Here is a 23,547-nt window from a genome sequence, read left to right on the forward strand (position 1 = left end):
GCTCCGAAGCAAGATATAGACAAACTAAACCATTTCGATCTATATCTTGTTCACTGGAAGTCGCTTATGGGATTTTTGCAAAATCCTCACACCAATGTACATTTTTCAAAACATGCACATTAGCTGTCTATAAGTTTTAACGCTTGCTTGGATCATAAAGTTGACCTAAAGCGGCCGGAGCGCGTGAACGTCCGACAGCCGCTACCAGTACAATAATCGTCAGGAGATACGGCAACATAAAAATAATTTCCTGGGGAATACTTTGCGACCATGCGAACAGCTGCACATAGTTGCGAATGGCTTGTGAAAAACCAAAAAACACTGCTGCGCCAAAAGCGCCGAGCGGATTCCATTTACCGAAAATCATAGCGGCAATAGCAATATATCCCTGCCCCGAAACTGTATTGTGCGAGAACATGTTGGTTGTAGTCAGAGTGATTGTAGCTCCACCAATCCCAGCCAACGCCCCACTGATCATAACACCAATATAACGAAGACGATTTACTTTAATACCCACTGTATCAGCCGCTCCTGGATGCTCCCCAACGGAACGCAAACGCAAGCCAAACGGTGTTTTATACAAAGTAAAATAGCCAATAATAACTAATAGAATGGCTAGATATGTCGTTGGGTAAGCTTGGAAAAAGGCTTTTCCTGCAATCGGGATATCCACAAGGTAAGGGATGGATATTTCGTTGAAACCCTGAATCCGACCGGTGTCACCATCTCCCTCAAATAAAAGCTTAACCATGTACAGTGTACTACCTGCTGCCAGAAAGTTAATAACTATACCGCTTATAACCTGATCGGCTTTAAACGTAATAGAGGCTACAGCATGAATTAGCGAAACCAAAATACCGAACACGGCAGCTGACAGCACACCTACCCAAGCCGCAGAGGTGCCTCCTAGTCCAGCTTGCTCGGCATAAAATCCGCCAACACCCGCTGCAAACGCTCCAAATACCATAAGTCCTTCCAACCCGAGGTTCGTTACACCGGATTTTTCTGAAAAAACTCCGCCGAGAGACGCAAAAATAATCGCCGTCGCAAAAACGAGCGTTGTATGGATTAATTCACCAAGTGTTAACCAACTCATTTTACAACACCTTCTCTTTCTTACGCTTGGAGTAGAGCGGCTTCACAACCCAACGTACAATACCTTGGGCCGCAATGAAGAAAATAATCGAGCCAATGACAACCCGGATAATCTCGGGCGGTACATCTGCGCTAAAGCTCATCCCCGCAGAACCATACGTAAGCGTTCCGAACAAAACAGAACCGAGCAGCACACCGAATGGGTTATTCATCCCAATCAGAGCTACAGCGATACCATCAAAACCCGTTCCCGGTGATCCTGCCATGACAGATTGATAATGGAATACTCCCAGCACTTCAAAGGCGCCTGCCAATCCGGCAAAAACCCCACTAATAAACATCGCTTTTATGATATTACGATTTACATTCATACCTGCATAACGGGATGCATCCTGATTAAATCCGACAGCCCGAAGCTCATAGCCCTGCTTTGTTTTCCACATGAAAATGTAGAAAAAGACTGCTGCCAGCACAGCAATAACTGTGCCCCAATGTACCCGAGCATTCCCCATCATCTGGGACAGCCATTCGATGGAAATTGAAGCAGAAGGCTGAATATCCACAGAACGATTTTCACCATCCATAAGTGCGAACTGATTGATCACCAAATTAGCCAAATACAAACCAATCCAGTTCATCATAATACATGTAATAACTTCATTCACACCTCTTTTGGCCTTCAAATAGCCAGCAATCGCAGCCCACAGACCTCCAAAAACGGCCCCTGCAATTACAGCTAGCGGTGCATGAATGATAGCTGGCAACCCATGGAGTTTAATGCCCACAATCGAAGCAGCTGTCATACCTACCAGAAACTGACCTTCGCCGCCGATATTAAACAAACCGGCGCGGGCCGCAAAAGCAAATGCCAACCCCGTTAAAATCAGCGGAGTCATCTCACGGATAGCCTCTCCAAAGTTGTAGGAATCTCCGTATACACGGCTAAACAAAGCAGAATAGGCCACAATAGGGTCATACCCGCCAATCAGCATCACAATAGCACCCAGAAGGAGACCCAAAATAATAGAGACCAGCGCCAGTACAAAGGAGTCTTTTGTGAATATTTTCAATAGATTAGCCATTCTCTACTCCTTTCTTCACTGCACTTCCTGCCATCATCAGTCCCAGTTCCTGGTCATTCGTTTCTTCTGGCAGCACTTCCCCGACAATCTTGCCCTCATAGATGACAGCAATTCGGTCGGATACATTCATAATCTCGTCCAGTTCAAAAGATATGAGCAATACAGCTTTACCTTGGTCCCGTTGGGCAATCAGTTGTTTCTGGACAAATTCAATAGCTCCGACATCCAGACCGCGTGTAGGCTGTGCTGCAATGAGAAGGTCTGGATTTTTATCAATTTCACGCGCAATGATAGCCTTCTGCTGGTTCCCACCAGATAATGCTCTTGCCTTCGTGTGAATATCCGGTGTTCTTACATCAAACTTTTCGATAAGACTTTTGGCCTGTTTCTCTATAGCATCTTTGTTCAAGAAGCCATTTTTACTGTAAGGCGCCTGGTAATACGTCTCCAGCACCATATTTTCACTCATAGAAAAATCGAGCACCAACCCATGCTTATGACGGTCCTCCGGTATATGTGAAACGCCTGCCTCTGAAATTTTGCGTGGTGGCTGATTGGCCACCTCTTGTCCGAGCAAACGAATGCTCCCACCATCCACCTTGCGTAAACCTGTCAAAGCTTCGATCAGCTCACTCTGTCCATTACCATCTACTCCGGCAATCCCCAAAATCTCGCCCGCCTTAACCTGCAGGTTCAACTCATTTAGAACATTAATGCCATCCTTGTTTTTAGAAATTACATTGTTCATTTCCAGTACCGTCTGTCCTGGTTGCGCAAGCTGCTTGTCCACTTTAAAGGACACACGACGGCCCACCATTTTTTCAGCCAGCTCATTGGGTGTTGTTTCAGACGTCTTGACCGTATCAATAACCTGACCTCTGCGAATGATCGTAACAGTATCTGCAATTTGCATAATTTCTTTAAGTTTATGAGTAATAAGAATAATTGATTTGCCTTCAGCGACCAAGCGTTTCATAATGTCCAGCAACTCAGTGATCTCCTGCGGTGTCAGTACAGCTGTAGGCTCATCGAAAATCAGAATATCTGCACCACGATAGAGCGTTTTGATAATTTCTACACGTTGCTGCATACCAACAGATATATCCTCAATTTTGGCATTCGGATTTACCTGAAGGCCGTACTGCTCAGACAACCGCTGTACTTCTGTGGCAGCCTTTTTATAATTGATTTTCAGACCCTTACGTGGCTCCGAGCCCAGGACAATATTTTCGGTAACGGTAAACGGCTGTACGAGTTTAAAATGCTGATGCACCATGCCAATCCCCAGATCAATCGCCTTATTTGGACTATCAATCTGTACGGGTTTACCTCCGATTTCAATTGTCCCTTCATCCGGCTGATACAGTCCGAAAAGAATATTCATAAGCGTAGATTTACCCGCGCCATTCTCACCCAAAAGGGCATGAATTTCTCCCTTGTGCAGCTTGATGCTGATGGAGTCGTTGGCAACGATGCCGGGGAATCGTTTTGTAATTTGCTTTAACTCAACGACGGGGGTCGCTGCATCCATGAGATCACCCTTATACACTTTATAGTATGTGCTCCAATGAGCTGATTTTGCCCGTTATAATCCATATAACTCCAGACGTAAGAACAAGGCTAGTCTTATGAACCAGCCTTGTCGCCACCTATATGTTCTTCAAGCCAAACTTATTTCGAAGGAACTGTAATTTCGCCCTTAATAATTTTTTGCTTGTATTGTTCTACAAGATCAAGCACGTCTTTAGGTACGTTTTTCGTTGATGTGTCTGCCAAACCAATACCATTATCCTTCAGAGCCAGTGTCTCGACACCGCCCTTAAATTTACCGTCAATCACTTCTTTAGATACGCGTTTTACAGCTTCATCTACACGTTTTACCATCGAAGTCAATGTTACGTCGTCACCAAACTCAAGCGATTGGTCTTTATCTACGCCAATAACCCATACTTGCTGACCTTGTTGCTTACGTGCGAGTGCTTCGTTAAATACACCTGTACCAGATCCGCCAGCTGCATGGAAAATAATATCCGCACCGCTGTTATAGATCGTCGCAGCTGCTGCTTTACCCAGGTCCGGCTTATCAAATGCACCTGTGTAGTTAACTTCCAATTTTGCATTTGGATTTACAGCTTTAATTCCTGCTTCGAATCCTTTTTCAAAACGTTTGATCAACGGGCTGTCTTGTCCACCCACAAAACCAATTTTGTTTGTTTTGGTAAGTTTACCAGCTACAACCCCCACCAAGAAGGAACCTTCATTTTCAGCAAAAACAACCGATTTCACGTTAGGCGCATCCACGACACTGTCAATGATCGCCAAGTTTTTGCTTGGGTTGTCTTTCGCTACTTGTCCAATCGCATTCGCCAGATTAAAACCGATTCCCCAAGTCAAGTTAAAATCACCCTTAACAAATTGGTTCAGGTTAGGAATATAATCTTGATCGGATTTACTTTGCAGGTATTTAACTTTAGCGCCTGATTCTTTCTCAGTGGCTTGTAGTGCCTCCCAAGCAGATTGGTTAAACGATTTGTCGTTTACTCCACCCACATCTGTAACCATGCCAATTTGGACATTCGATGTTTTGGCAGAACCACCTGTGTCTCCACCATTTGCGTTGGACGCACCTTGATTTTTGTTACCGCAGCCTGCGAGAATGACCGAGATCGCCAGCAGCATAACCAAAGACATACTGAACATTTTCTTCATGCTGATACTGTTCCCCCTTAGTGTTAGATCCCTGGACTGTCTCTTTTCTTTGAACATGTACATGCTCATGCATGTCATTTACTGACGAGACAGATCGTACAGAAGACTTACTTTAGAGATTATACAATTATGATCGGCTAAAATCTAGACAATTAATAACCTTGGGTCAATTTTTTTTAAAGTTCCATCAATGTAAGCGTTACAAAGTTAAAAAAAACATACATTCTTCCATCTCACGTCATATTTATTCGTATTTTGGAGAAAACGAAGTCTTTACCGTAACATTGAGTATGTACAAAAAAAGGCATCCCTACACAGCGTACTGCTTGGGATACCTTTTTACCACTTTCGCGGTTTCCACGCTTCATTATTAATAATTAAGCGTTGATTTTGCCTTTAGCAACAGTTGCCAAAGAGTTGAATGCATTAATATCATTGACTGCAAGATCAGCCAAGATTTTGCGGTTAATGTCCACACCAGCCAATTTCAGGCCGTGCATCAATTTGCTGTAAGACAAACCGTTCAAACGAGCTGCTGCGTTGATACGCACGATCCACAGTCTGCGGAAGTTACGTTTCGTCTGACGACGGTCACGGTATGCGTAAACAAGCGATTTCATTACCTGCTCGTTAGCTGTTTTAAAAATGCGGTGTTTGGAACCAAAATAACCTTTAGCAAGCTTCAATACTTTTTTATGACGACGACGAACGACGAATCCGCCCTTTACTCTTGCCATATTAATAGACCTCCCAAATAATGTTTATACTTCATTCATTGCAGTGCTAGTGCTATTTCAGGTTAGCAAGACCTTGTTTCAGACGTTTAACGTCCCCAGGTGCCATCTCAGGGTTAGTACCCAGAACGCGTTTTGCACGTTTGGATTTGTGGGAAAGCAAATGGTTTTTGTAAGCTTTGTAACGCATTACTTTACCAGTACCGGTAATTTTGAAGCGGCCTTTAAGGCTGCTATGTGTTTTCATTTTAGGCATTGAACTTCCTCCTTAATTTGTCATTGACTCTTTGGAGCCAATATCATAATCATGCTGCGTCCTTCGAGCTTGGGTTGGCGCTCCACGGTACAAAGATCAGCAACTTCCAATTTCACACGTTCGAGAATTTTTTGACCCACATTAGCATGAGTAATTTCACGACCGCGGAAACGAACGGAGCATTTCACCTTGTCCCCTTCATTCAGGAACTTCACCACATTGCGAAACTTGGTTTGGTAGTCATGTTCCTCGATGTTGGAACGGAACCATACCTCTTTGATGTCAACGATCTTCTGGTTTTTACGGGCTTCCTTTTCTTTCTTCTGTTGCTCATAGCGGAATTTTCCGTAATCCATAATCCGACACACGGGCGGCTTCGCTTGAGGCGCCACGTTCACGAGATCCAAGTTTGCGTCAATCGCCATTTGCAAAGCTTCACGCGTCGGTGTAATCCCGATTTGTTCCCCATTCGCACCAACTAGACGTACTTCTCTCACCCGAATCTCATCATTGATCATATGTTCCTTACTAATAACCCTCCACCTCCAGAACCTGTTATTGTTGTATTGTGTTTAAGCACAAAAAAGGGATGACGACTACACAGCCGACATCCCTGTCTGATACTCAATTCATCATGAAAGTTCAATTCACAAATCATTGGATCATGACCAGCCGGCAATACCGGGCAGGTGAGAAGTCGGACCTTCTACTTGTTAATCCATCTTTTCAATTAACATACTCAAATATCTTATCACGGTGCAATCGTGGTGTCAACCCTTTAATGAAAAATGAATGACACCGATCTTCAGTCCTATTTCACCGTCCAATTAACCTTGCTTACTTTGAACCTCTTCCAAGCGAACGACACGCGTATGCTGGGTATGGCTCCATTGCTTATTGTTCTGTGTAAAGAACGCATAGACCGTAATCGGATACCACGAAATCGCATAGATCGGGAACAGCAATAAGTACAGATATACTTTTTTGAATGTGACCTTTTCCAAAATCATTGCGATCACAAAAGTAGCAACATTCAGACCAATAGCTATAACACCAGTCCAAGCTGGTAACTGTACATAGATGTTCTCGATATTAGGTCCACCAAAGAAGGCGATATCTATCCACATCGCTACTGTCATCAAGAAGGTGAGCAGTACGATATACACGTTCAGACCATAAAGAGCCATATCGAATTTAATCAGGCTTCTATGCTTGATACTTTGCCACAGCAACGGGAAGAAATAACGACGAGCAACAGTGAAGTGACCTTGCATCCAGCGCAGACGCTGTCTTGACGAGGCCTTGAATGTCAACGGCTTTTCATCATATACCTTGGCATCGTAATTAAATCTTGGATATACGTTGCACTGTGTGCAGCGCATGGTGAATTCCAAATCCTCTACCAGACTTGTCGCACCCCAGCCCATTTCCTTAAGCAGATTTGTTTCAAAGCACATGCCTGTACCACCGAGGAAATTAGCCATGTTCAGATTGTGACGTGACAGCTGCCACAAACGGTTGATGTACCAATAAGATACCCCGTATGCCGCTGTAATCCAAGAATCCTCAGGATTCTTAGTATCAATGTACCCCTGAATAACACGGGCACCTGTACACAGATCATTGTTCATTTCACTCAAGAAATTGGTATGCGCCAAATTGTCAGCATCAAACATGACAATAGCATCATATTGGCGCGGCATAGCCCATAATTCCTTGAGCATCCACTCAATAGCGTAGCCTTTACCACGCAGATTCGGATTCGTACGTTCACAAGCATTCATGCCGTGAGCGCGAACGATGTCCGCAGTCTTATCTGTACAGTTATCACAGATTACGAACACATCGTAAAGTTCCTTCGGATAATCAAGTTGCTTCAAATTTTCCATCAATGCTCCGACAACCTGTTCTTCATTGTGAGCAGCGACTAAAATGGCAAATGATTTTTCTGGAGCCGCGTGCTCTTTCCTTTTCTTGCGAACCAATCCGAACAAGGAGAATGCAAACTGATAGACTGCGATCACCGCCAGTATGATCTGGAGCGTCACGAAAATAGCGTCTAACATGATCTCTTGTTACCCCCTTTTTATACCCCTTAAAATCTTGCGTTTGTTTGTTTTCTATCTGTGTAGCGCAAGTTGCGGCGCTTTGCGCGCCTTTTCTGTAGTTTTTGACCCGACCCTTGCTTTCTTCATTGGCTGTGCGCAGCCCCCTTTTGGCTGACACAGGAATGCCATTACGATTTTCGTTGGTTTTCAATCTTTTGTCAAAGCCCTTAAACTGGTCTCAGCAGCAAAAAAACACAACAAACTCCCGTTTGAACCGGGAATGCGGCGCTGGGCTTCTCATTCATGACGCTTAGGTCTTATTTTCATCCATTTGCTAACTTTTTATTTCTTTGGTCCCTCCTTTTTGTGGGCCAATTAGCAACCACTTCTAAACACTCTATCTTATTAGACGGATGAACGCAAAGAAAGTTATACAATTCGGCTTATATTCCATTAACATTTTTGTGTAGAATTGAACCAAGTAATTTATGAATCTTTAGTGATTCTTGAAATGAACAGCGTTTAAAAATATGATGAGAGCAAGAGAATAATTACTTATGGTCTGATTATGTCAAAATGACTCAAAATATTTGCCGACTGACCTGAACCGGCAACCGGAGGAAACCAAATGCAACGTCTAGTCGTAAAACTTGTAAATCTGGAGCAGCAGTTGTTCAAATGGATCAACGGACGCTTACACAACCGTTTTTTGAACTTCTGGCTTTATTATCTCACACATTTAGGTGGGGCTACCTTTACTATAGCCTCCACACTCCTTATTTGGTGGCTCGCTCCGAATCCGTGGAAAGATTCCGGTATGAAGGGAGCCATCGCTCTCGGGGTCAGTCACATCCCCGTAGCTATCGTTAAAAGGCTGTATCCGCGGATTCGCCCGTATTTGGCACTACCAGGTACAAATACATTCCGCAACCCCTTGTCGGACCATTCTTTTCCCTCAGGGCACACGACCGCTATTTTTTCAGCTACCGTGCCTTTTATGCTACAGTCACCGATGCTAACACTGTTGCTGTTGCCTGTAGCGACAATTGTAGGTTTTTCTCGGATTTATCTGGGTCTCCACTACCCAACGGATGTACTCGCAGGAGCGGTCATCGGAACGTCTGCAGCAATAGGAACGGTTGCATTCTGGCCTTAAAGCCGATATGGTATGATTGAGAACATCCCAGCAGGAACAGGTGAAATGAGAGTGGCTAAAAAACGAGTGTTATTATTATCGGAAGGTTTCGGTGCCGGACATACTCAAGCTGCCTACGCGCTCTCAAGCAGTTTGCGGAAGCTTTCTCCGAATGTGCAGACAAGAGTGCTGGAGCTGGGGAGTTTTTTGAATCCAAGAATGGCCCCGCTTATTATTACAGCATACAAGAAGACTGTTGTATCGCAGCCTCGCCTAGTCGGATTGGTTTACCGTCATCAGTACAAAAAATCATTAAACCGTCTTACAACGCTCGCTTTGCACCGTCTGTTCTACACGCAGACCCGAAACATTCTCCGGCAGCTTCGTCCCGATTTGGTGGTATGTACTCACCCCATCCCAAGCGCGGTAATTTCACGTTTGAAGCGCTTAGGTTTACATGTTCCGCTTTGTACTGTCATTACAGACTACGATGCACATGGAACATGGATTAGTCCCGAGGTTGACCGGTACTTTGTATCTACGCCTGAAGTCATGCGTAAGCTGCGCGCGCGCGGAGTACCCGTCTCGAAAATCCAGGTGACCGGCATTCCCGTTCATCCAAATTTTTGGGAACATCCTGGGCACGATGAAATTAGAGAACAATTTGGACTTAAACCCATCCCGACCGTACTCGTTATGGGTGGCGGCTGGGGCCTTATGAATGACGAAGTCATACATCGTTCGCTTACTCAGTGGAGAGAAAACATTCAATTTATTTTTTGTTTGGGGCATAATGATAAAATTCGTCGTAAAATGCAATTGGATCCTAGGTTTAATCATCCAAATATTCATATCTTCGGATTTACACGGGAAATCGACAAATTAATGGAGGTATCGAATCTGCTCATCACCAAACCCGGCGGAATGACATGCACCGAGGGATTGGCCAAAGGGATTCCGATGCTGTTTCACAAACCTCTCCCTGGACAGGAGGAGGAAAATTGTCAATACTTTACGGCTCAAGGCTTCGGAGAACCGATTACTTCGCTGGATGTTGTCGTTAAATGGATGAACCGACTGCTACACGATTTTCCAGAAATCGTCCGCAAGCGACAGGAGCACGTCCATAATGTAGCGCGATATTATCCTCTTCAGAGCGCACAGAGTATTCTGGATATACTGGAACCGAACAGGGTGCTTTCCTAAAAGGAAGCACCCTGTCTTATTTTATCCGTTTGATCTGTTTTTATTTCCCATACTTTTCGAGACGTGTTTTTCCGTACTCTTCCAAAGCATCTTTGCCGATCAGCACCTCGACTCGATGAATATTCATACCTTTGCCCATGAACTTTTGTTCATATTCCGTCATGACATGCTCTTCGTTGATCCCCTCACGATGAAGGTTTAACGAAATATTCGTCATCTGCAAACCGCTATCGGCAAACGAATTCAGAGAAAACTCAAACAGTGTCTCCGAATCGGTCTTAAAATGAATTTGTCCTTTGCTGTTCAAAAGCTGACGGTACTTGTCCAAAAAACGCGGATGCGTCAAACGACGACGTGCATGCTTGGCTTTAGGCCAGGGATCACTAAAATTCAGATAAATGCGTTCAATCTCTCCTGGTTCAAAAACATTCTCGATCTGTTCAATGTTTGCCAGTGCCAATTTGATATTAGGCGGCGTATCAACCTCTGAATTACTCCAGGCCAGACGAGACTTTTCTGTTGCACGGCGAACCAGCTCATCATACATATCAAAGCCAATATAGTTAACCTCCGGATTCCGGAAGCTCATTTGGCTTATAAATTGCCCTTTACCCATACCGAATTCCACATGAATGGGACGATCATTACCAAAAACCTGCTGCCATTTCCCCTTATACTGTGCCGGCTCCAAGATGACTAGATCCTGCTGTTCTTCCAGACTTTCCCGTATTCCTTTTCTTCCGCGTAAACGCATGTTACTCCTCCATATACTCTGTTATCAAGGAAAAAGGAATTTCACCCCCGCTTGAAGATACGGAAATGAAATTCCTTTTTCAATATATTTGGATTGGGGTCCAACTAATTTAATTGTTCATAGTCTACCCCATCAGCAGGTGAAAAATCAATTGTCTTTTGGCAAGCCGCTCTGATTTTTTGACGTGCGGTCGTTCCAATCTGACGATCCTGCCCAAAACGGACACCAGTCAATGCCAACGCCTCATCAAAGGTTAACTCAACAGTAACTTTATCCATACGCGTCTTATCCTGCGCATTCATAAAAGATCACCTCACGGGTTATTTGTGATGGAACCGACGTGCACTTACCCTAAAACAGGCGATAGAAACAGCATAGCTGCCTCCCTGAAGAATAATCATTAGCAACGGATAACTTTTATCTTCAGGATCGAAAACAGTCCTTTTATTGTATGTCTGGTACCGCTTACAATATAACACATTGTGTAACCTTTTTCAATCCGCAACGCCATAAAATCCGCACATTTTATTGACTTGTTCGGTCAAATGATTCCCAATGAAGACTGATTTTTGTTACAATAGGGTGATCGTAAAAAAAGGAGTACACCCATGAAAACAGATTTATTGCCTGCTCCTCTCCTGTGGGGAGATAAACGGTTCCATACTTGGAATTACGAAATGCGTGAGCAATTTCAAAATAAAGTGTTCAAAGTCATGCTGGATGCGGGTTTTACCTGTCCGAATCGCGATGGTTCCATCGCTAAAGGGGGTTGCACCTTTTGTAGCGCACGCGGATCGGGTGATTTTGCTGGGCGTCGTCGTGATGATCTGGTCACCCAGTTCAATACGATTCGGGATCGGCAGCATCTAAAATGGCCAAACGCCAAATATATTGGCTATTTCCAAGCCTACACTAATACGTATGCCCCGGTTGAGGAACTGCGAGAATACTTTGAGGTTATTCTGGAGCAGCCCGGCGTTGTCGGTCTGTCCATCGCTACACGTCCTGATTGCCTGCCTGACGATGTAGTGGATTACCTTGCCGAGCTAAACGAACGCACGTACCTGTGGGTCGAAATGGGGCTGCAAACTGTCCATGAATCGACCTCAGAGCTGATTAACCGTGCTCATGATACTCAATGCTATCTGGATGCGGTGGAAAAGCTGCGCAAGCGGAATATCCGCGTGTGCGCCCACATTATTTATGGTCTGCCCCAAGAGACGCATGAAATGATGCTCGATACGGGACGTGCAGTAGCGGCTATGGATGTGCAGGGCATCAAAATCCACCTGCTGCATCTCATGCGCAAAACGCCCATGGTCAAGCAGTATGAAGCGGGATTGCTACGCTTTCTGGAAAAGGACGAATACGTTAAGCTGATAGTTGATACGCTGGAGATTTTACCTCCCGAAATGATCGTTCATCGGTTAACCGGAGATGCCCCACGCGATTTGCTAGTGGGACCCATGTGGTCGCTTAAAAAATGGGAAGTGCTTAATGCCATCGATCATGAACTGAAGTCACGTGAAACGTGGCAGGGAAAATACTGGAGGCAACCTTAAATGGGGTTCCTATCCGTCCTGAGCTACGCTCATCAATTGGTGGCCGCGCGGGTGCAGCCAGGTGATACTGCTATAGATGCCACCGTCGGCACAGGAGCAGATACGTTGTTTCTGGCAAAAGTTGCTGGCAAACGGGGCTGTGTCTATGGCTTCGACATCCAGCAAGAAGCACTGCATTGCGCCCGTCGTCGACTGGAAGAAAACGCTTCGCCTTCATTAGCAGAAGTATCGCTACTGCTACAAGGTCATGAGCAAATGCAGGAGGCCGTTCCGGACATACTGCATGGCAAAGTCGCTGCGGTCATGTTTAACCTCGGCTACTTGCCTTCCGAAGGCGCCGATCCTACTGTCATCACCCATACAGACAGCACGCTCGTCGCACTTGATGCTGCCTTACAATTGCTGCGACCACGCGGCATTCTGACTGCCGTACTCTATCCAGGGCACGCTGGAGGCATTGAAGAAGCAGATGCCGTTCTTCAATGGGCTTCTGCTCTCCCAGTCTCCAGCGGTCAAAGCATTATTTATCGTCAATTACAACGAGCCGCTTCGCCTTACGTAGTGGCGGTTGAAAAGAAATAATGTCGGATTTTAAACTCAGGTTATGAGCGGCTTTTTTAGCCGCCTTACATATATCATTTTTCAAGCTCGTTTGGGCGCTATTCATCCCAGTTTATTGCCCCAGCGGCACGTTATTGATTTCCCTATTCTGTTAGGTCGCACTCATTACTCATTATGGAGGAGAGAAATTATGCTAAAGCCATACCCACTGCAATTTCAACCTGAGTTCAAAGAGAGAGTTTGGGGAGGACGGGCCTTAGAGCAATTTGGTCTAACCCCACCAGAAGGACATATCGGGGAAGGATGGATGATTGCCGATCATCCAAACGGAACAACAACGGTCATCAATGGTGAGCTGGCAGGCAAAGGACTGGATGAAATCCGCGAGACCTACGGGCAGGATTGGCTCGGGGCCAAGGGTGTATCGGAAAAAGGCGGACGATTTCCACTTTTGATCAAACTACTGGATTGTAATGATGACTTATCCGTTCAGGTGCATCCGACAGATGATTACGCAGGACTTCCAGCCGGAGAATTAGGGAAAACTGAAATGTGGTACGTGCTTGATGCCAAGCCAGATGCCAAGATTATTTATGGTCTGACCGAAGGTGTAACTCGCGAGAGTCTGCGCACAGCTCTTGAAAGTGGGGACATCCTCGGCAGTTTGCGCCAGGTTCCAGTCGAAGCAGGCGATACGTTCTTCATTCCCGCCGGAACCGTACATGCACTGTGTGCAGGCGTTGTCGTTGCTGAAATCCAGCAAAATTCGGATACTACCTATCGCTTATATGACTACAATCGCCCCGGACTAGACGGCAAGCCTCGTGAGTTGCATATCGAGGATTCCCTCAATGTAACCTCCTACGAGGGTGCAGGTGCAACAACGATGAAAACGGACGGCTTACAGCCTGGAAAATGGCTCCAGCTGGCTGCCTGTGAGTATTTTGTTGTGGAAAAGGGTATCGTAGATGGAAGTTGGGCACTTTCTACAACGGAAGACAGCTTCACCATTCTCGTGATTTGTGAAGGCAGTGGGACCATAACATGGAACAATAATACCGAGTCTCTTTCCTGTAAAGCTGGAGATTGCTTCCTGTTGCCTGCTAACCTGAGCGGTTACACGCTGAATGACGGAATGACCGTACTTAGATCTTATCTTCCTTAAAGCTTAAAGGATGTGATGTCTAATTATGCGGGAATACACCTTCACCATCGCTGAAAATGACGGAACAGAGCTTTTTGCCTACCGCTGGCTGCCTGATCAGAATTTGCCCATTAAGGGGATTGTTCAAATTTCGCATGGTATGTGCGAGACATCCTATCGCTACATTCGACTGGCCGAAAAGCTTACTGGTTGCGGTTATGGTGTGTATGCCAACGATCATATCGGTCACGGGCGCACGGCTGGTGATCCTGATAAGCTGGGTATGCCGGGAGCTAATGCGTTTAATCGAATGGCAAACGGCATGCTGGAGCTAGGCGAAATTGCGGCTAAGGAATTCCCTGATCAGTCTCGTTTTTTGCTGGGTCACAGCATGGGGTCCTTTTTAACCCAGAAAATTATGTATGATGATAGGCAAACGTATCACGGGTTTATTTTATCGGGAACCAACGGACGACGTGGTCTCCTAAAGCTCGGAGAGCAAGTTGCTCTACTGCAAGCCAAGCTGCAAGGAATGGATCATCGCAGCATGCTGCTCAACGCTATGGTCTTTGGCGGCTTTAACCGCGCCTTTCGTCCAGTGCGTACGGCGTTTGACTGGCTGTCCCGTGATCCTGAGGAAGTAGATCAGTTCGTACATGACCCATTATGTGGAGCTATTTGCACGACAGGCTTTTTTCTGGATTTTTTCAGGCTATTGCAAGAAATCCACTGGCCTTCCTCGCTGAAACACATCAATCCCAAACTGCCAGTTTATATTTTTGCCGGGGATCGTGATCCAGTGGGTTTGTTCGGTAAAGGTGTGTTGTCACTAGTGGAAATGTATCGAAGCCTAGAGCTTCAGGACATGGAGTATCGCCTCTATCCTGACGGTCGCCATGAGATGCTGCATGAAACAAACCGCGACGAGGTGATGAGTGACATCGTAGACTGGCTCGACCGTCATGTTAACACAGGGGTGACCTCTGTTTCCGCATTGTCTGGAGCCTCCGAGGCACCTGAACAATCAAACTCGCCCAAGTCATCAGCCTTGTGAGGAAATAAGAAAAGAAACCTTTAAAACCACGATCAAAGTGGGATTGAAGGTTTCTTTTTAATTCCTTTATATTTCATTTGGGTATAGTTTTAAAAATCACCATGCATTTCGTTCGCTCAAGGAAGTAATATGAGCTGTATGATGCTTGCCATGCCAGGCATAGATGCCGATGTTTCGCTCCAGGCGGATCGTCTGGCCCGATTCAGGATGAATAAACGATCGGTGCAGCTGATCCTCTCCCAACGATCGCAACACGGTCACCCACCGTTCATGCAATCCTTCCAGCAGTTGCAACGAAGGTTCCAGCGGAAGCTCCCTGGCGTCTGGTATTTCGGCCCAACGCCCTTCATCATATGGCTTGATCGTCGGCGTATCCTCCGTCAGTGCCAGCTTAAAACGGATATAGCTGTTCATATGGCTGTCTGCCACATGATGAACTACCTGCCGAATCGTCCAGCCCCCTTCGCGATAAGGCGTATTTAACTGCTGCTCATTCAGTCCTTCGACCGCCTGACGTAGCTGTGCAGGCAATTCAGCAATGTCGTGAATCCATGCGATAAGCTGTTCTTCTGTAATGGTATCTGGAACAACGAATGATCCTATCGGGTAGCGCAAGTCTTTGTCCAAAACAGTTCCCGCCCTTCTCTACATTTACTGCCTGTAATGTCAGTCGCCTTATGTTATAACTATGCAGGAAAAAAAGCAGACTCGCAAGAGTCTGCTTTTGTCATACACGTAAAGAGGAGATACACTTGCCCGATTTATTTTATCCTTCCAGTAACAATGATTCCGGATCTTCCAGCAATTCTTTGACCGTTACCAGGAAACGAACCGCCTCACTACCATCAATAATCCGGTGATCGTAGGACAACGCGATATACATCATCGGACGATTTTCCATGCGTTCCTCGTCGATGGCAATCGGGCGAAGTTGGATTTTATGCATTCCCAAAATACCCACTTGCGGCGTATTGAGAATTGGCGTAGACAGCAAGGAGCCGAAAATACCTCCATTGGTTATAGTAAACGTTCCTCCTTGCAAGTCGGCCAGAGAAAGCGAATTGGAGCGAGCTTTGCCAGCCAAATCTGCAATGCTCTTCTCGATCTCAGCAAAGCCGAGACGATCAGCATCCCTTACAACTGGCACGACCAAACCTTCCTTGGCAGATACAGCGATCCCGATATCATAGTATTTTTTCAGTACGATATCATCGCCATTAATCTCTGCATTCACGGTAGGGAAGCGCTTGAGTGCACCAACCACTGCCTTTGTAAAGAAGGACATAAAACCCAAGCCTACATCATGTTTTTCCTTAAACTTATCTTTACGGCGTTTACGCACATCGAGAATGGCAGTCATATCCACTTCATTAAAAGTGGTGAGCATGGCAGCTGTTTGCTGTGCTTCAACAAGACGCTTAGCGATCGTCGCTCTGCGTCGAGACATCCGCTGGCGTTCCACAGGCTTGCTGTACTCCGTTTGTGCTGGAGACGGAGGCGCAGGCTTGCTAGTAGCGGGAGACGCAGGTACAGATGCTGCACGTGACACTTCAGCGCTGTTATGCGTTTTTACATCCTCCTGGAAAACACGTCCGAGCGGGTCCTTTCCCTGTACCTGTTCAAGATCAATCCCGCGCTCACGCGCCAACTTCCGGGCGGATGGTGATGCGGTCTGGCCATTCCCGTCGCCATTCGATGAAATAGGCGGTGCAGACTTTTCTTCTGCTTTAACGCCGCCTCCTACGGAAGACGGTGAAGTCGCTACGGACGGTGCTTCAGGCGCTTGAGTCGCTGCAACTTCTCCAGCACCGGTTGATTCCGCATCACCACTGCCGCTTCCGATCAAGCCAACAGCTTCACCGATGACCACAGTATCTCCCTCCTGACGAAGGATTTTCTGGACCACACCTGCTTCTTCCGCACTAATTTCCAGATTAACCTTATCGGTTTCCAGCTCCAGTAGAACATCTCCCTGTCCTACGGAATCCCCTTCCTTCACAAGCCATTTGGAGATTGTTCCTTCCGTGATGGATTCTCCCATTGCTGGCACTATAATATCGCTCACAGCCGCTACCTCCCAAGTGTAATATTGTTTTTGGAATCCTGCTTCAACGCCGATTGAATAATTCGCTGTTGTTCTAGGCTGTGTACTTGCTGATAACCGCTGGCCGGGCTTGAACGATCTGGTCTGCCTGCGTAACGAATTTCCGCTCCCTGTGGCACTACATTCCGCAGACGAGGTTCAATGTAACTCCAAGCCCCCATATTTTTAGGTTCTTCCTGAGCCCATACGAACTCCTTAACATGCGGGAAGCGGCCGAAAATATTCCGAATTTCCTCTTCCGGGAAAGGGTATAGCTGCTCCACACGAATAATATGCAGACGCTCTTCTGCCTCATTCTTATCCTTTTCCAATGCTTCTTCGAGATCAATGGCAATCTTTCCACTGCACAGTACAATGCGCTCTACACGATCCGGACGTGCACCCAGACCAGGCTGTTCCAACACAGGACGGAATGCTCCTTCACTGAATTCGGAAGCAGGCGAAGCGACACGATTATTACGAATCAGGCTCTTCGGCGACATCATCACAAGCGGGCGGGCTTCCTCACTTTCGCTTAATGCAGCCTGACGGCGCAGCAGATGGAAATACTGAGAGGCACTGCTCAAATTAGCGACAGTCCAGTTATTTTGTGCGGACAACTGGAGAAAACGCTCCAGACGTGCGCTCGTGTGCTCTGGTCCTTGTCCTTCGCTACCATGCGGTAACAGCATCACCAGACTCGATTTCTGTCTCCATTTAGCACGGCCCGCAGAAATGAATTGGTCAAAAATAACCTGTGCACAGTTGGCAAAATCGCCGAATTGCGCTTCCCAAATCACTAACGTTTCAGGAGAATACACGTTATAGCCGTATTCAAAGCCGAGGACAGATGCCTCAGACAATGGACTGTTATGAATACTGAACGAAGCACGTGCTTCCGGCAAAGTATGCAACGGGCAATGTGTACGGCCTGTTTCAGGCTCATGCAGCACGAGGTTACGGTGAGCAAATGTAGCTCGCTCCGCATCCTGACCTGTCATACGAATAGGCTTGCCGTCTGCGAGAATGGTGGCCAAAGCCAGCGTCTCCGCCAAGCTCCAATCTACCTTTTCTCCCTCGTTCAGAGCGGTTTTTCTACGCTGTAAAATTCGATCCAGCTTCGGATATACATGAAAAGCCTGTGGCCATTTGAGCAAGTTTTCATTGATTTGGCGCAGCTTTTTCAATTCCACTGCAGTACGTACCATAGAACTCTGATTCTTTTTCGCCTTCACAGGAGTCATTTCCGGCTCTTGTTCCGGTTGATTCTTCACATGCTCATGCGCTTCCTTCAGTCTGGTTTGGACCTTTTCAATGAGGCCGGCACTAAACGCTTCATCCACAACCCCCTGCTTCATCAGCTTTTGAGTATACAATTTGCTCACCGTCGGATGATTCTTCACCTTACGATATACCAGCGGTTGTGTTGTTTCCGGGTCATCGGATTCATTGTGACCATAACGACGGTAACCAATCAGATCAATCAGAAAATCCTTCTTGAAACGATTGCGGTATTCGCCAGCCATACGAGCAGCTGCAATACAAGCTTCGGGATTATCCGCGTTCACATGCACAATTGGAATTTCATAGCCTTTAGCCAGATCACTGGCATAACGGGTCGAACGGGAATCGACACTTTCCGTTGTAAAACCCAGACGATTATTCACAATAATATGGACCGTGCCGCCATTACGGAAGCCACGCAAATTAGTGAAATTAAGTGATTCTGCCACGATACCTTCACCTGGGAAAGCCGCATCACCGTGCATAATAATTGTAGCTGCCTTGCTCACATCCAGCTTCGGATAACCAGCCTCACTGCGGTCTTCCTGTGCAGCTCGTGAAAATCCTTGTACCACTGGATTCACATATTCCAGGTGACTTGGGTTATTCGCCAATGTCAGACGGGCCTGCACCGCTCCCCCATCTTTTACAAAACGATCAGCACCCAGATGATATTTCACATCGCCAGTCCAGCCGTAGTTAATTCCTGTGGAACCTTCCGACGGGATCAAATCTTTATTCGGCGAATGATGAAATTCAGAGAAAATTTTACTGTAAGGCTTGCCCAGCACATGAGCCAGTACATTCAAACGGCCGCGATGCGCCATACCCATCAGGACATGACTTGCTCCTGCATTTGTGGTTAGACGAATAATCTCGTCGAGTACAGGGACAAGCACATCATTACCCTCAATCGAAAAACGTTTCTGTCCGACGAATGTTCTATGCAAAAACTCTTCGAACTGTTCTACTTCTACCAATCTGCCCAGCAACGACTTGCGTTCCTGTGTTGTGAGTGGCTTGGAGGACCAGCCGGATTCTGCATAGCTGTTCAGCCAGCGGCGTTCCTCCTCGTTATGAATATGACTAAATTCATAGGCAATCGGACCCGTGTATGCTACACGTAACCGTTGAATGGCTTCCCATCCGTTAAGTGTTCCCGCAGGAGCGTTATCCCATATTAAAGAGGCTGGAAAAGCCTTTAAGTCTTGTTCAGTTAAACCGTAAGATGCTGGATTAAGCAGGCGTGTATCCTGCTCTGCATCCAGTTCCAGCGGATCGATTTGGGCGGCTAAATGTCCGTATTCACGGATATTCCACACCATTTTCCCCGCTGTAACCGCTTTCTGCAATGTGTTCGAGTCAAGGTGCCCCAAAGCACTTGTGGGGGGGCCTTGCAATTTGTTGTCTATCATGGAAGCAGCCGAGTATTCGGATTGTGGCGGCTCACCCCATTGATCAAACAGCTCGCGGTAAGCCGGATCAACTGTTCCGGGGTCCGCTACATACTTTTCATACTGGTCCTGCACATAACCTAGATTAGGTCCGTAATACGCCTGCCAAGGTACCTGTCTGCTGCTCTCTTCCATTGTCATCTCGTTCCCTCCGTCAAATTTTGAAATTCATAGCTGGACGGAAATCATTTTCATTTTTTTATTAAGTCTTCAATTTAAGCTGTTCACAATATGCTCACATTATATGAAATCCTTCATCAAAAGTCGAATTTCACAATTCTTATTCCTCTTCCATTGTATAAAGTTTTCTAGCTATGAGCATTTCCTTTTTCTCAACATATCCATGCGTAAATGAGATGAATCGGGCTATTCTGTAATTCTTACACCCTCATTATAGACGATTACCGTATGGATTATTTCAGACAACATATCGGACAATTAAAAGAGGCCATTCCACAAAAAGAAGAAAAGCTTTGATTGGTATAAAAAAGTAATCACTACAAATGGCGAGGATTTAGCTTCATTAAGATTGAAGACTGACACCCATTTGTGAGTCAGACTCAAACACCTGGCAACTTAAATAACCAGCCGTCAGATATCAACCGACGGCTGGTTATTTAAGTTTATGTTGCTCTCATACTACGCCAAACCATTTTGAAAACAACTTCCCAGTCCACCCCAATATGATTACGTTAACAGCAGAATTTAAAAGGTAGAGGGTCCGATACGATGCAAATTCAAACTTAAAGTGACATTAAAGTCACTTTTCTGTACAATATTCCTACTTTTCACTATTATTTTAATTAGGCATCTAAAAACCGCTTTGAAAGCGAAAGGGATGGAACTGTGACTGGATTAAAACAAGTACTCAGAAACAAAAATTATGTCAGGTTTTTTCTGGCAACCTTCGCCTCACAAATGGGAGGAATTATCGGGGTTACTGCATTCATGTTTTATTTGTTGAAACGGTTTACCAATCAGCCATACTATGCAACGCTTGCCGAGTTAATGTATTCGCTTCCGATGCTGGTAGTATTTCTCGTGGTTGGAGTGCTAGCAGATCGGATGGACCGACAAAAAATTGCTGTTAATTGTGACTGGATCAGCGCTTTTTTATCCTTATGTTTGCTTATTTTTATTTGGGTCGATTCGATTCCTTTGATATTTGCCCTCCTCTTCATCCGTAGTGCTGCCTCCAAATTTTTCTTTCCAGCCGAAAGTGCCATTATACAGGGGATATTAAACGAAGATGATTACACCATTGCCGCAGGCCTCAACCAAATGATGGGGAGTCTTTTCATGTTATTTGGAGGAACTCTAGGGGCCGTCGTTTACTGGCACTTTGGAATTACTGGAGCCATCCTAATTGATGCTGTTTCTTTTATTGTGTCTGCACTGCTTATTCGTTCCTGCAAAATTCCAAAGGAAGTACGCCTTCCGAACGGGGCACATCAATTTAAACAATTAAAATTCAAACTTGTCATGATCGATTTTAAACAAGGGTTTCTTTACATATTACGCAACAGACTATTGCTTTGGTTGGTTTCAGGCTTTTTCATGTTTGGTATTTTAAATGGTGGTTTTAGCGTTTTACCGATGTTTATTCTTAAATATAAGCTAGCTCCAGACAACTATGAGCAGTATATGGTATGGACAGGTATTATTTTTGGAGCTGGTGTGTTGCTTGGTACCCTAATCGCATCTCTCATCTCCGCCAAGCTAAAGCTACACCAAATGATTGCAGCGGGAGTTCTGGTAGCCGGAATGGGTATGTGCACACTTGGATTTGTTGACCACCTCTATGCTTTTCTGATTATCAACTTTGTCATTGCACTGATACTTCCGTTCATTAACATTGGTATAGGAGGATGGCTTCCTCGTATTGTAGATCCTCAAATGATGGGACGAGTGCAAGGTTTGATTAATCCGTTAATGATGCTGTCCCAGTCTCTTACATTAGGTTTCATTGCTGTAAGCTTCCCTTCATTTATTCCAATTGAGCTCTTGTTTTTATTAGTTGGGGTCTGTACCGTTATTGTAGGAATATACTACACTATTGTGCTTCCCCGTTATGCTGATTACAGCACTTCTTCTAAAGCCCTTCAGGAATCTTTATAGGCAAATTAAAAAAGTCATACAGCAGACCATTCCGCCAGGGATTGTTGAGTTGCCACTTCTGCCTCCGAATCCAGTGCAGAAGTGGCGGCTTCATCATATCTCCCCTCAAATGCTCGACAAGTACATACAATTATGGTAGATACAAAAGTTAAGAGGTCAAAAACAGAGATCATAGGAGCTAACCATGCAAAGCAAAAAAGTGCTTATACCCGTTGCATTACTTCTTTTAATACAGTTAAGTGTTCCTATGTGCTATACCTTTGCACAGGATAACCTTGTCATAGATCATGAAACGAAAGAGAGATTCAAAGAACATTATGGCTTGGATGAACCGGAATTTCCTTCATCAAAGCAGCAGCAAAACATATTATTGGGAGGTGATTTTGGATTTACTCCCTCTGGTGATGCTGTTGTGGTGGAATTGACCATATTGATTCGGTATCCGCTCATTTTTATCAGTCAACAACTGGTACATTCACTGAAATCATAATTTTTTTCTACAAGTTCCATGATATAGAGCATAAAAATCATTTATTTCGTAGCAAGTTGTCTGCCACTTGGGGTCACTTCATCCTTCTTATTGAAAAGGTTTAATTCAATGGGTCCCCTACCATGTAGCCACAGCAGTTCATCGAATAAAAATGTCAGTCCATCCTTAGCGCGTAAGCGTTCGATGATCTCCATGACAACTTGCATAACTTCCCCTTGTACACCCTCTGCCAGTTGCAAGCCTCCGCTCTCTCCATCCAGATAAAGATGCGTATGATATGATTGCTCCACCTTCTTCACATGGCGCAGACACAGTATGCCATTTTCGAGGTAAAAGAAATATTGATGGTCATACAGAATCCCCTCGCATATCTCATACATATGAGGTAAATCATATGGCCCCTGAACCATGGATACCCGTTCCAATCCCATTACCCATTCTGTCATACATCCTCGCTCCATTCCTTTGTTCATTTATCACAGCTTAGTTCGATGAAATATTAACCTGTATTACAATTTATCCATTTTAAAAACCGCTCAAAATTATTCTATAACGTTGTTATATGAATTTTATAAGGAAACTTCTATACGATTTTTAAGCCTCCTCACGCATTAATTGTTTTAGGATTATCAAAATAGTGACTGTTGCTAAATTTAAAGCATTTTGATACTATGAAGGCATCAAATTAGTTTACTTATAATCTTGTTAACTAGATTACTCGATTACAAATATACACTTATGTTTCATACATGTCAACTAGTTTACTTGATTACTTTTT

General features: G+C 45.2%; 22 protein-coding genes. 8 read left to right on the plus strand and 14 right to left on the minus strand.

Going from position 1 to position 23,547, the window contains the following annotated elements; genetic code table 11:
- Window positions 1-136 precede the first annotated feature (136 nt).
- From MKX59_RS20530 to MKX59_RS20565, 8 genes are all read right to left on the minus strand, one after another.
- Window positions 137-1,096: an ABC transporter permease gene (locus MKX59_RS20530; protein ID WP_010349245.1), complete on the minus strand. Its 960-nt coding sequence runs from the start codon at window positions 1,094-1,096 to the stop codon at window positions 137-139.
- Between the two features lies 1 nt (window position 1,097).
- Entirely contained in the window at window positions 1,098-2,177 is a 1,080-nt protein-coding gene (locus MKX59_RS20535; protein ID WP_013309382.1) for an ABC transporter permease, read from the minus strand.
- Window positions 2,170-3,708, minus strand: coding sequence for an ABC transporter ATP-binding protein (locus tag MKX59_RS20540; protein ID WP_069080703.1), 1,539 nt, complete (start codon window positions 3,706-3,708; stop codon window positions 2,170-2,172). The genes MKX59_RS20535 and MKX59_RS20540 overlap by 8 nt, the downstream gene beginning before the upstream one ends.
- Window positions 3,709-3,848: 140 nt before the next feature.
- The gene (locus tag MKX59_RS20545; protein ID WP_023987755.1) at window positions 3,849-4,886 is read right to left on the minus strand and encodes a BMP family lipoprotein; all 1,038 of its coding nucleotides are present in this window, start codon (window positions 4,884-4,886) and stop codon (window positions 3,849-3,851) included.
- 377 nt (window positions 4,887-5,263) lie between these two features.
- Window positions 5,264-5,623: a 50S ribosomal protein L20 gene (rplT, locus tag MKX59_RS20550; protein WP_007429517.1), complete on the minus strand. Its 360-nt coding sequence runs from the start codon at window positions 5,621-5,623 to the stop codon at window positions 5,264-5,266.
- A 52-nt stretch (window positions 5,624-5,675) separates the two neighbouring features.
- A complete protein-coding gene (gene rpmI, locus MKX59_RS20555; protein WP_013309379.1) occupies window positions 5,676-5,876 on the minus strand; it encodes a 50S ribosomal protein L35 in 201 nt (66 codons plus the stop codon).
- Between the two features lie 20 nt (window positions 5,877-5,896).
- On the minus strand, window positions 5,897-6,394 hold the full coding sequence (infC, locus tag MKX59_RS20560) for a translation initiation factor IF-3 (RefSeq protein WP_013309378.1): 498 nt from the start codon (window positions 6,392-6,394) through the stop codon (window positions 5,897-5,899).
- A 309-nt stretch (window positions 6,395-6,703) separates the two neighbouring features.
- Window positions 6,704-7,942, minus strand: coding sequence for a glycosyltransferase family 2 protein (locus MKX59_RS20565; protein WP_023987754.1), 1,239 nt, complete (start codon window positions 7,940-7,942; stop codon window positions 6,704-6,706).
- Window positions 7,943-8,552: 610 nt separating this feature from the next.
- On the opposite strand from MKX59_RS20565, the gene MKX59_RS20570 reads away from it, so the two are divergent.
- Together MKX59_RS20570 and MKX59_RS20575 are read left to right on the plus strand one after the other, a co-directional pair.
- The gene (locus MKX59_RS20570) at window positions 8,553-9,080 is read left to right on the plus strand and encodes a phosphatase PAP2 family protein (protein WP_013309376.1); all 528 of its coding nucleotides are present in this window, start codon (window positions 8,553-8,555) and stop codon (window positions 9,078-9,080) included.
- 51 nt (window positions 9,081-9,131) lie between these two features.
- Entirely contained in the window at window positions 9,132-10,265 is a 1,134-nt protein-coding gene (locus tag MKX59_RS20575) for an MGDG synthase family glycosyltransferase (RefSeq protein WP_023987753.1), read from the plus strand.
- Window positions 10,266-10,305: 40 nt separating this feature from the next.
- Here MKX59_RS20575 and trmB read toward each other — a convergent pair whose 3' ends face one another.
- Window positions 10,306-11,019, minus strand: a complete 714-nt coding sequence (gene trmB, locus MKX59_RS20580) for a tRNA (guanosine(46)-N7)-methyltransferase TrmB (protein ID WP_023987752.1) — start codon at window positions 11,017-11,019, stop codon at window positions 10,306-10,308.
- Window positions 11,020-11,123: 104 nt separating this feature from the next.
- Window positions 11,124-11,321: a hypothetical protein gene (locus tag MKX59_RS20585; protein WP_013309373.1), complete on the minus strand. Its 198-nt coding sequence runs from the start codon at window positions 11,319-11,321 to the stop codon at window positions 11,124-11,126.
- A 306-nt stretch (window positions 11,322-11,627) separates the two neighbouring features.
- Here MKX59_RS20585 and MKX59_RS20590 point away from each other — a divergent pair, with 306 nt between their 5' ends.
- From MKX59_RS20590 to MKX59_RS20605, 4 genes are all read left to right on the plus strand, one after another.
- Window positions 11,628-12,581: a TIGR01212 family radical SAM protein gene (locus tag MKX59_RS20590; RefSeq protein ID WP_028542970.1), complete on the plus strand. Its 954-nt coding sequence runs from the start codon at window positions 11,628-11,630 to the stop codon at window positions 12,579-12,581.
- Complete coding sequence (locus MKX59_RS20595) at window positions 12,582-13,163, plus strand: class I SAM-dependent methyltransferase (protein WP_076264333.1); 582 nt, start codon at window positions 12,582-12,584, stop codon at window positions 13,161-13,163.
- Between the two features lie 169 nt (window positions 13,164-13,332).
- Window positions 13,333-14,307 (plus strand): type I phosphomannose isomerase catalytic subunit, encoded by a 975-nt coding sequence (locus tag MKX59_RS20600; RefSeq protein ID WP_023987749.1) that lies wholly within the window; start codon window positions 13,333-13,335, stop codon window positions 14,305-14,307.
- 25 nt (window positions 14,308-14,332) lie between these two features.
- Window positions 14,333-15,340, plus strand: a complete 1,008-nt coding sequence (locus MKX59_RS20605; protein WP_053324957.1) for an alpha/beta fold hydrolase — start codon at window positions 14,333-14,335, stop codon at window positions 15,338-15,340.
- A 96-nt stretch (window positions 15,341-15,436) separates the two neighbouring features.
- Here MKX59_RS20605 and MKX59_RS20610 read toward each other — a convergent pair whose 3' ends face one another.
- The 3 genes from MKX59_RS20610 to MKX59_RS20620 form a co-directional block, all read right to left on the minus strand.
- Window positions 15,437-15,967 (minus strand): YfiT family bacillithiol transferase, encoded by a 531-nt coding sequence (locus tag MKX59_RS20610; RefSeq protein WP_076264334.1) that lies wholly within the window; start codon window positions 15,965-15,967, stop codon window positions 15,437-15,439.
- A gap of 139 nt (window positions 15,968-16,106) precedes the next feature.
- Window positions 16,107-17,405, minus strand: a complete 1,299-nt coding sequence (gene odhB / locus MKX59_RS20615) for a 2-oxoglutarate dehydrogenase complex dihydrolipoyllysine-residue succinyltransferase (protein ID WP_028542972.1) — start codon at window positions 17,403-17,405, stop codon at window positions 16,107-16,109.
- A gap of 5 nt (window positions 17,406-17,410) precedes the next feature.
- The gene (locus MKX59_RS20620) at window positions 17,411-20,302 is read right to left on the minus strand and encodes a 2-oxoglutarate dehydrogenase E1 component (RefSeq protein ID WP_340858815.1); all 2,892 of its coding nucleotides are present in this window, start codon (window positions 20,300-20,302) and stop codon (window positions 17,411-17,413) included.
- A gap of 705 nt (window positions 20,303-21,007) precedes the next feature.
- Here MKX59_RS20620 and MKX59_RS20625 point away from each other — a divergent pair.
- The gene (locus tag MKX59_RS20625; protein ID WP_076264335.1) at window positions 21,008-22,279 is read left to right on the plus strand and encodes an MFS transporter; all 1,272 of its coding nucleotides are present in this window, start codon (window positions 21,008-21,010) and stop codon (window positions 22,277-22,279) included.
- A 184-nt stretch (window positions 22,280-22,463) separates the two neighbouring features.
- Window positions 22,464-22,769 carry a hypothetical protein gene (locus MKX59_RS20630; protein WP_023987743.1) on the plus strand — a complete coding sequence of 102 codons (306 nt, stop codon included), beginning with the start codon at window positions 22,464-22,466 and terminating at the stop codon, window positions 22,767-22,769.
- 41 nt (window positions 22,770-22,810) lie between these two features.
- Here MKX59_RS20630 and MKX59_RS20635 read toward each other — a convergent pair whose 3' ends face one another.
- A complete protein-coding gene (locus MKX59_RS20635) occupies window positions 22,811-23,215 on the minus strand; it encodes a hypothetical protein (protein ID WP_340858817.1) in 405 nt (134 codons plus the stop codon).
- Between the last annotated feature and the right edge of the window lie 332 nt (window positions 23,216-23,547).

The sequence above is a fragment of the Paenibacillus sp. FSL R7-0340 genome (assembly GCF_038002205.1).
Lineage (GTDB): Bacteria > Bacillota > Bacilli > Paenibacillales > Paenibacillaceae > Paenibacillus > Paenibacillus polymyxa_B.

Excerpts from the sequence above, each read along its gene's own strand:
- MKX59_RS20605 (WP_053324957.1), top strand. The coding sequence starts at position 14,333 with ATGCGGGAATACACCTTCACCATCGCTGAAAATGACGGAACAGAGCTT.
- rplT (WP_007429517.1), bottom strand. The coding sequence starts at position 5,623 with ATGGCAAGAGTAAAGGGCGGATTCGTCGTTCGTCGTCGTCATAAAAAA.
- MKX59_RS20540 (WP_069080703.1), bottom strand. The coding sequence starts at position 3,708 with ATGGATGCAGCGACCCCCGTCGTTGAGTTAAAGCAAATTACAAAACGA.
- MKX59_RS20545 (WP_023987755.1), bottom strand. The coding sequence starts at position 4,886 with ATGAAGAAAATGTTCAGTATGTCTTTGGTTATGCTGCTGGCGATCTCG.
- MKX59_RS20635 (WP_340858817.1), bottom strand. The coding sequence starts at position 23,215 with ATGACAGAATGGGTAATGGGATTGGAACGGGTATCCATGGTTCAGGGG.
- MKX59_RS20535 (WP_013309382.1), bottom strand. The coding sequence starts at position 2,177 with ATGGCTAATCTATTGAAAATATTCACAAAAGACTCCTTTGTACTGGCG.
- MKX59_RS20590 (WP_028542970.1), top strand. The coding sequence starts at position 11,628 with ATGAAAACAGATTTATTGCCTGCTCCTCTCCTGTGGGGAGATAAACGG.
- MKX59_RS20595 (WP_076264333.1), top strand. The coding sequence starts at position 12,582 with ATGGGGTTCCTATCCGTCCTGAGCTACGCTCATCAATTGGTGGCCGCG.
- MKX59_RS20565 (WP_023987754.1), bottom strand. The coding sequence starts at position 7,942 with ATGTTAGACGCTATTTTCGTGACGCTCCAGATCATACTGGCGGTGATC.
- MKX59_RS20570 (WP_013309376.1), top strand. The coding sequence starts at position 8,553 with ATGCAACGTCTAGTCGTAAAACTTGTAAATCTGGAGCAGCAGTTGTTC.
- MKX59_RS20620 (WP_340858815.1), bottom strand. The coding sequence starts at position 20,302 with ATGACAATGGAAGAGAGCAGCAGACAGGTACCTTGGCAGGCGTATTAC.
- MKX59_RS20600 (WP_023987749.1), top strand. The coding sequence starts at position 13,333 with ATGCTAAAGCCATACCCACTGCAATTTCAACCTGAGTTCAAAGAGAGA.
- MKX59_RS20630 (WP_023987743.1), top strand. The coding sequence starts at position 22,464 with ATGCAAAGCAAAAAAGTGCTTATACCCGTTGCATTACTTCTTTTAATA.
- MKX59_RS20585 (WP_013309373.1), bottom strand. The coding sequence starts at position 11,321 with ATGAATGCGCAGGATAAGACGCGTATGGATAAAGTTACTGTTGAGTTA.
- rpmI (WP_013309379.1), bottom strand. The coding sequence starts at position 5,876 with ATGCCTAAAATGAAAACACATAGCAGCCTTAAAGGCCGCTTCAAAATT.
- infC (WP_013309378.1), bottom strand. The coding sequence starts at position 6,394 with ATGATCAATGATGAGATTCGGGTGAGAGAAGTACGTCTAGTTGGTGCG.
- trmB (WP_023987752.1), bottom strand. The coding sequence starts at position 11,019 with ATGCGTTTACGCGGAAGAAAAGGAATACGGGAAAGTCTGGAAGAACAG.
- MKX59_RS20530 (WP_010349245.1), bottom strand. The coding sequence starts at position 1,096 with ATGAGTTGGTTAACACTTGGTGAATTAATCCATACAACGCTCGTTTTT.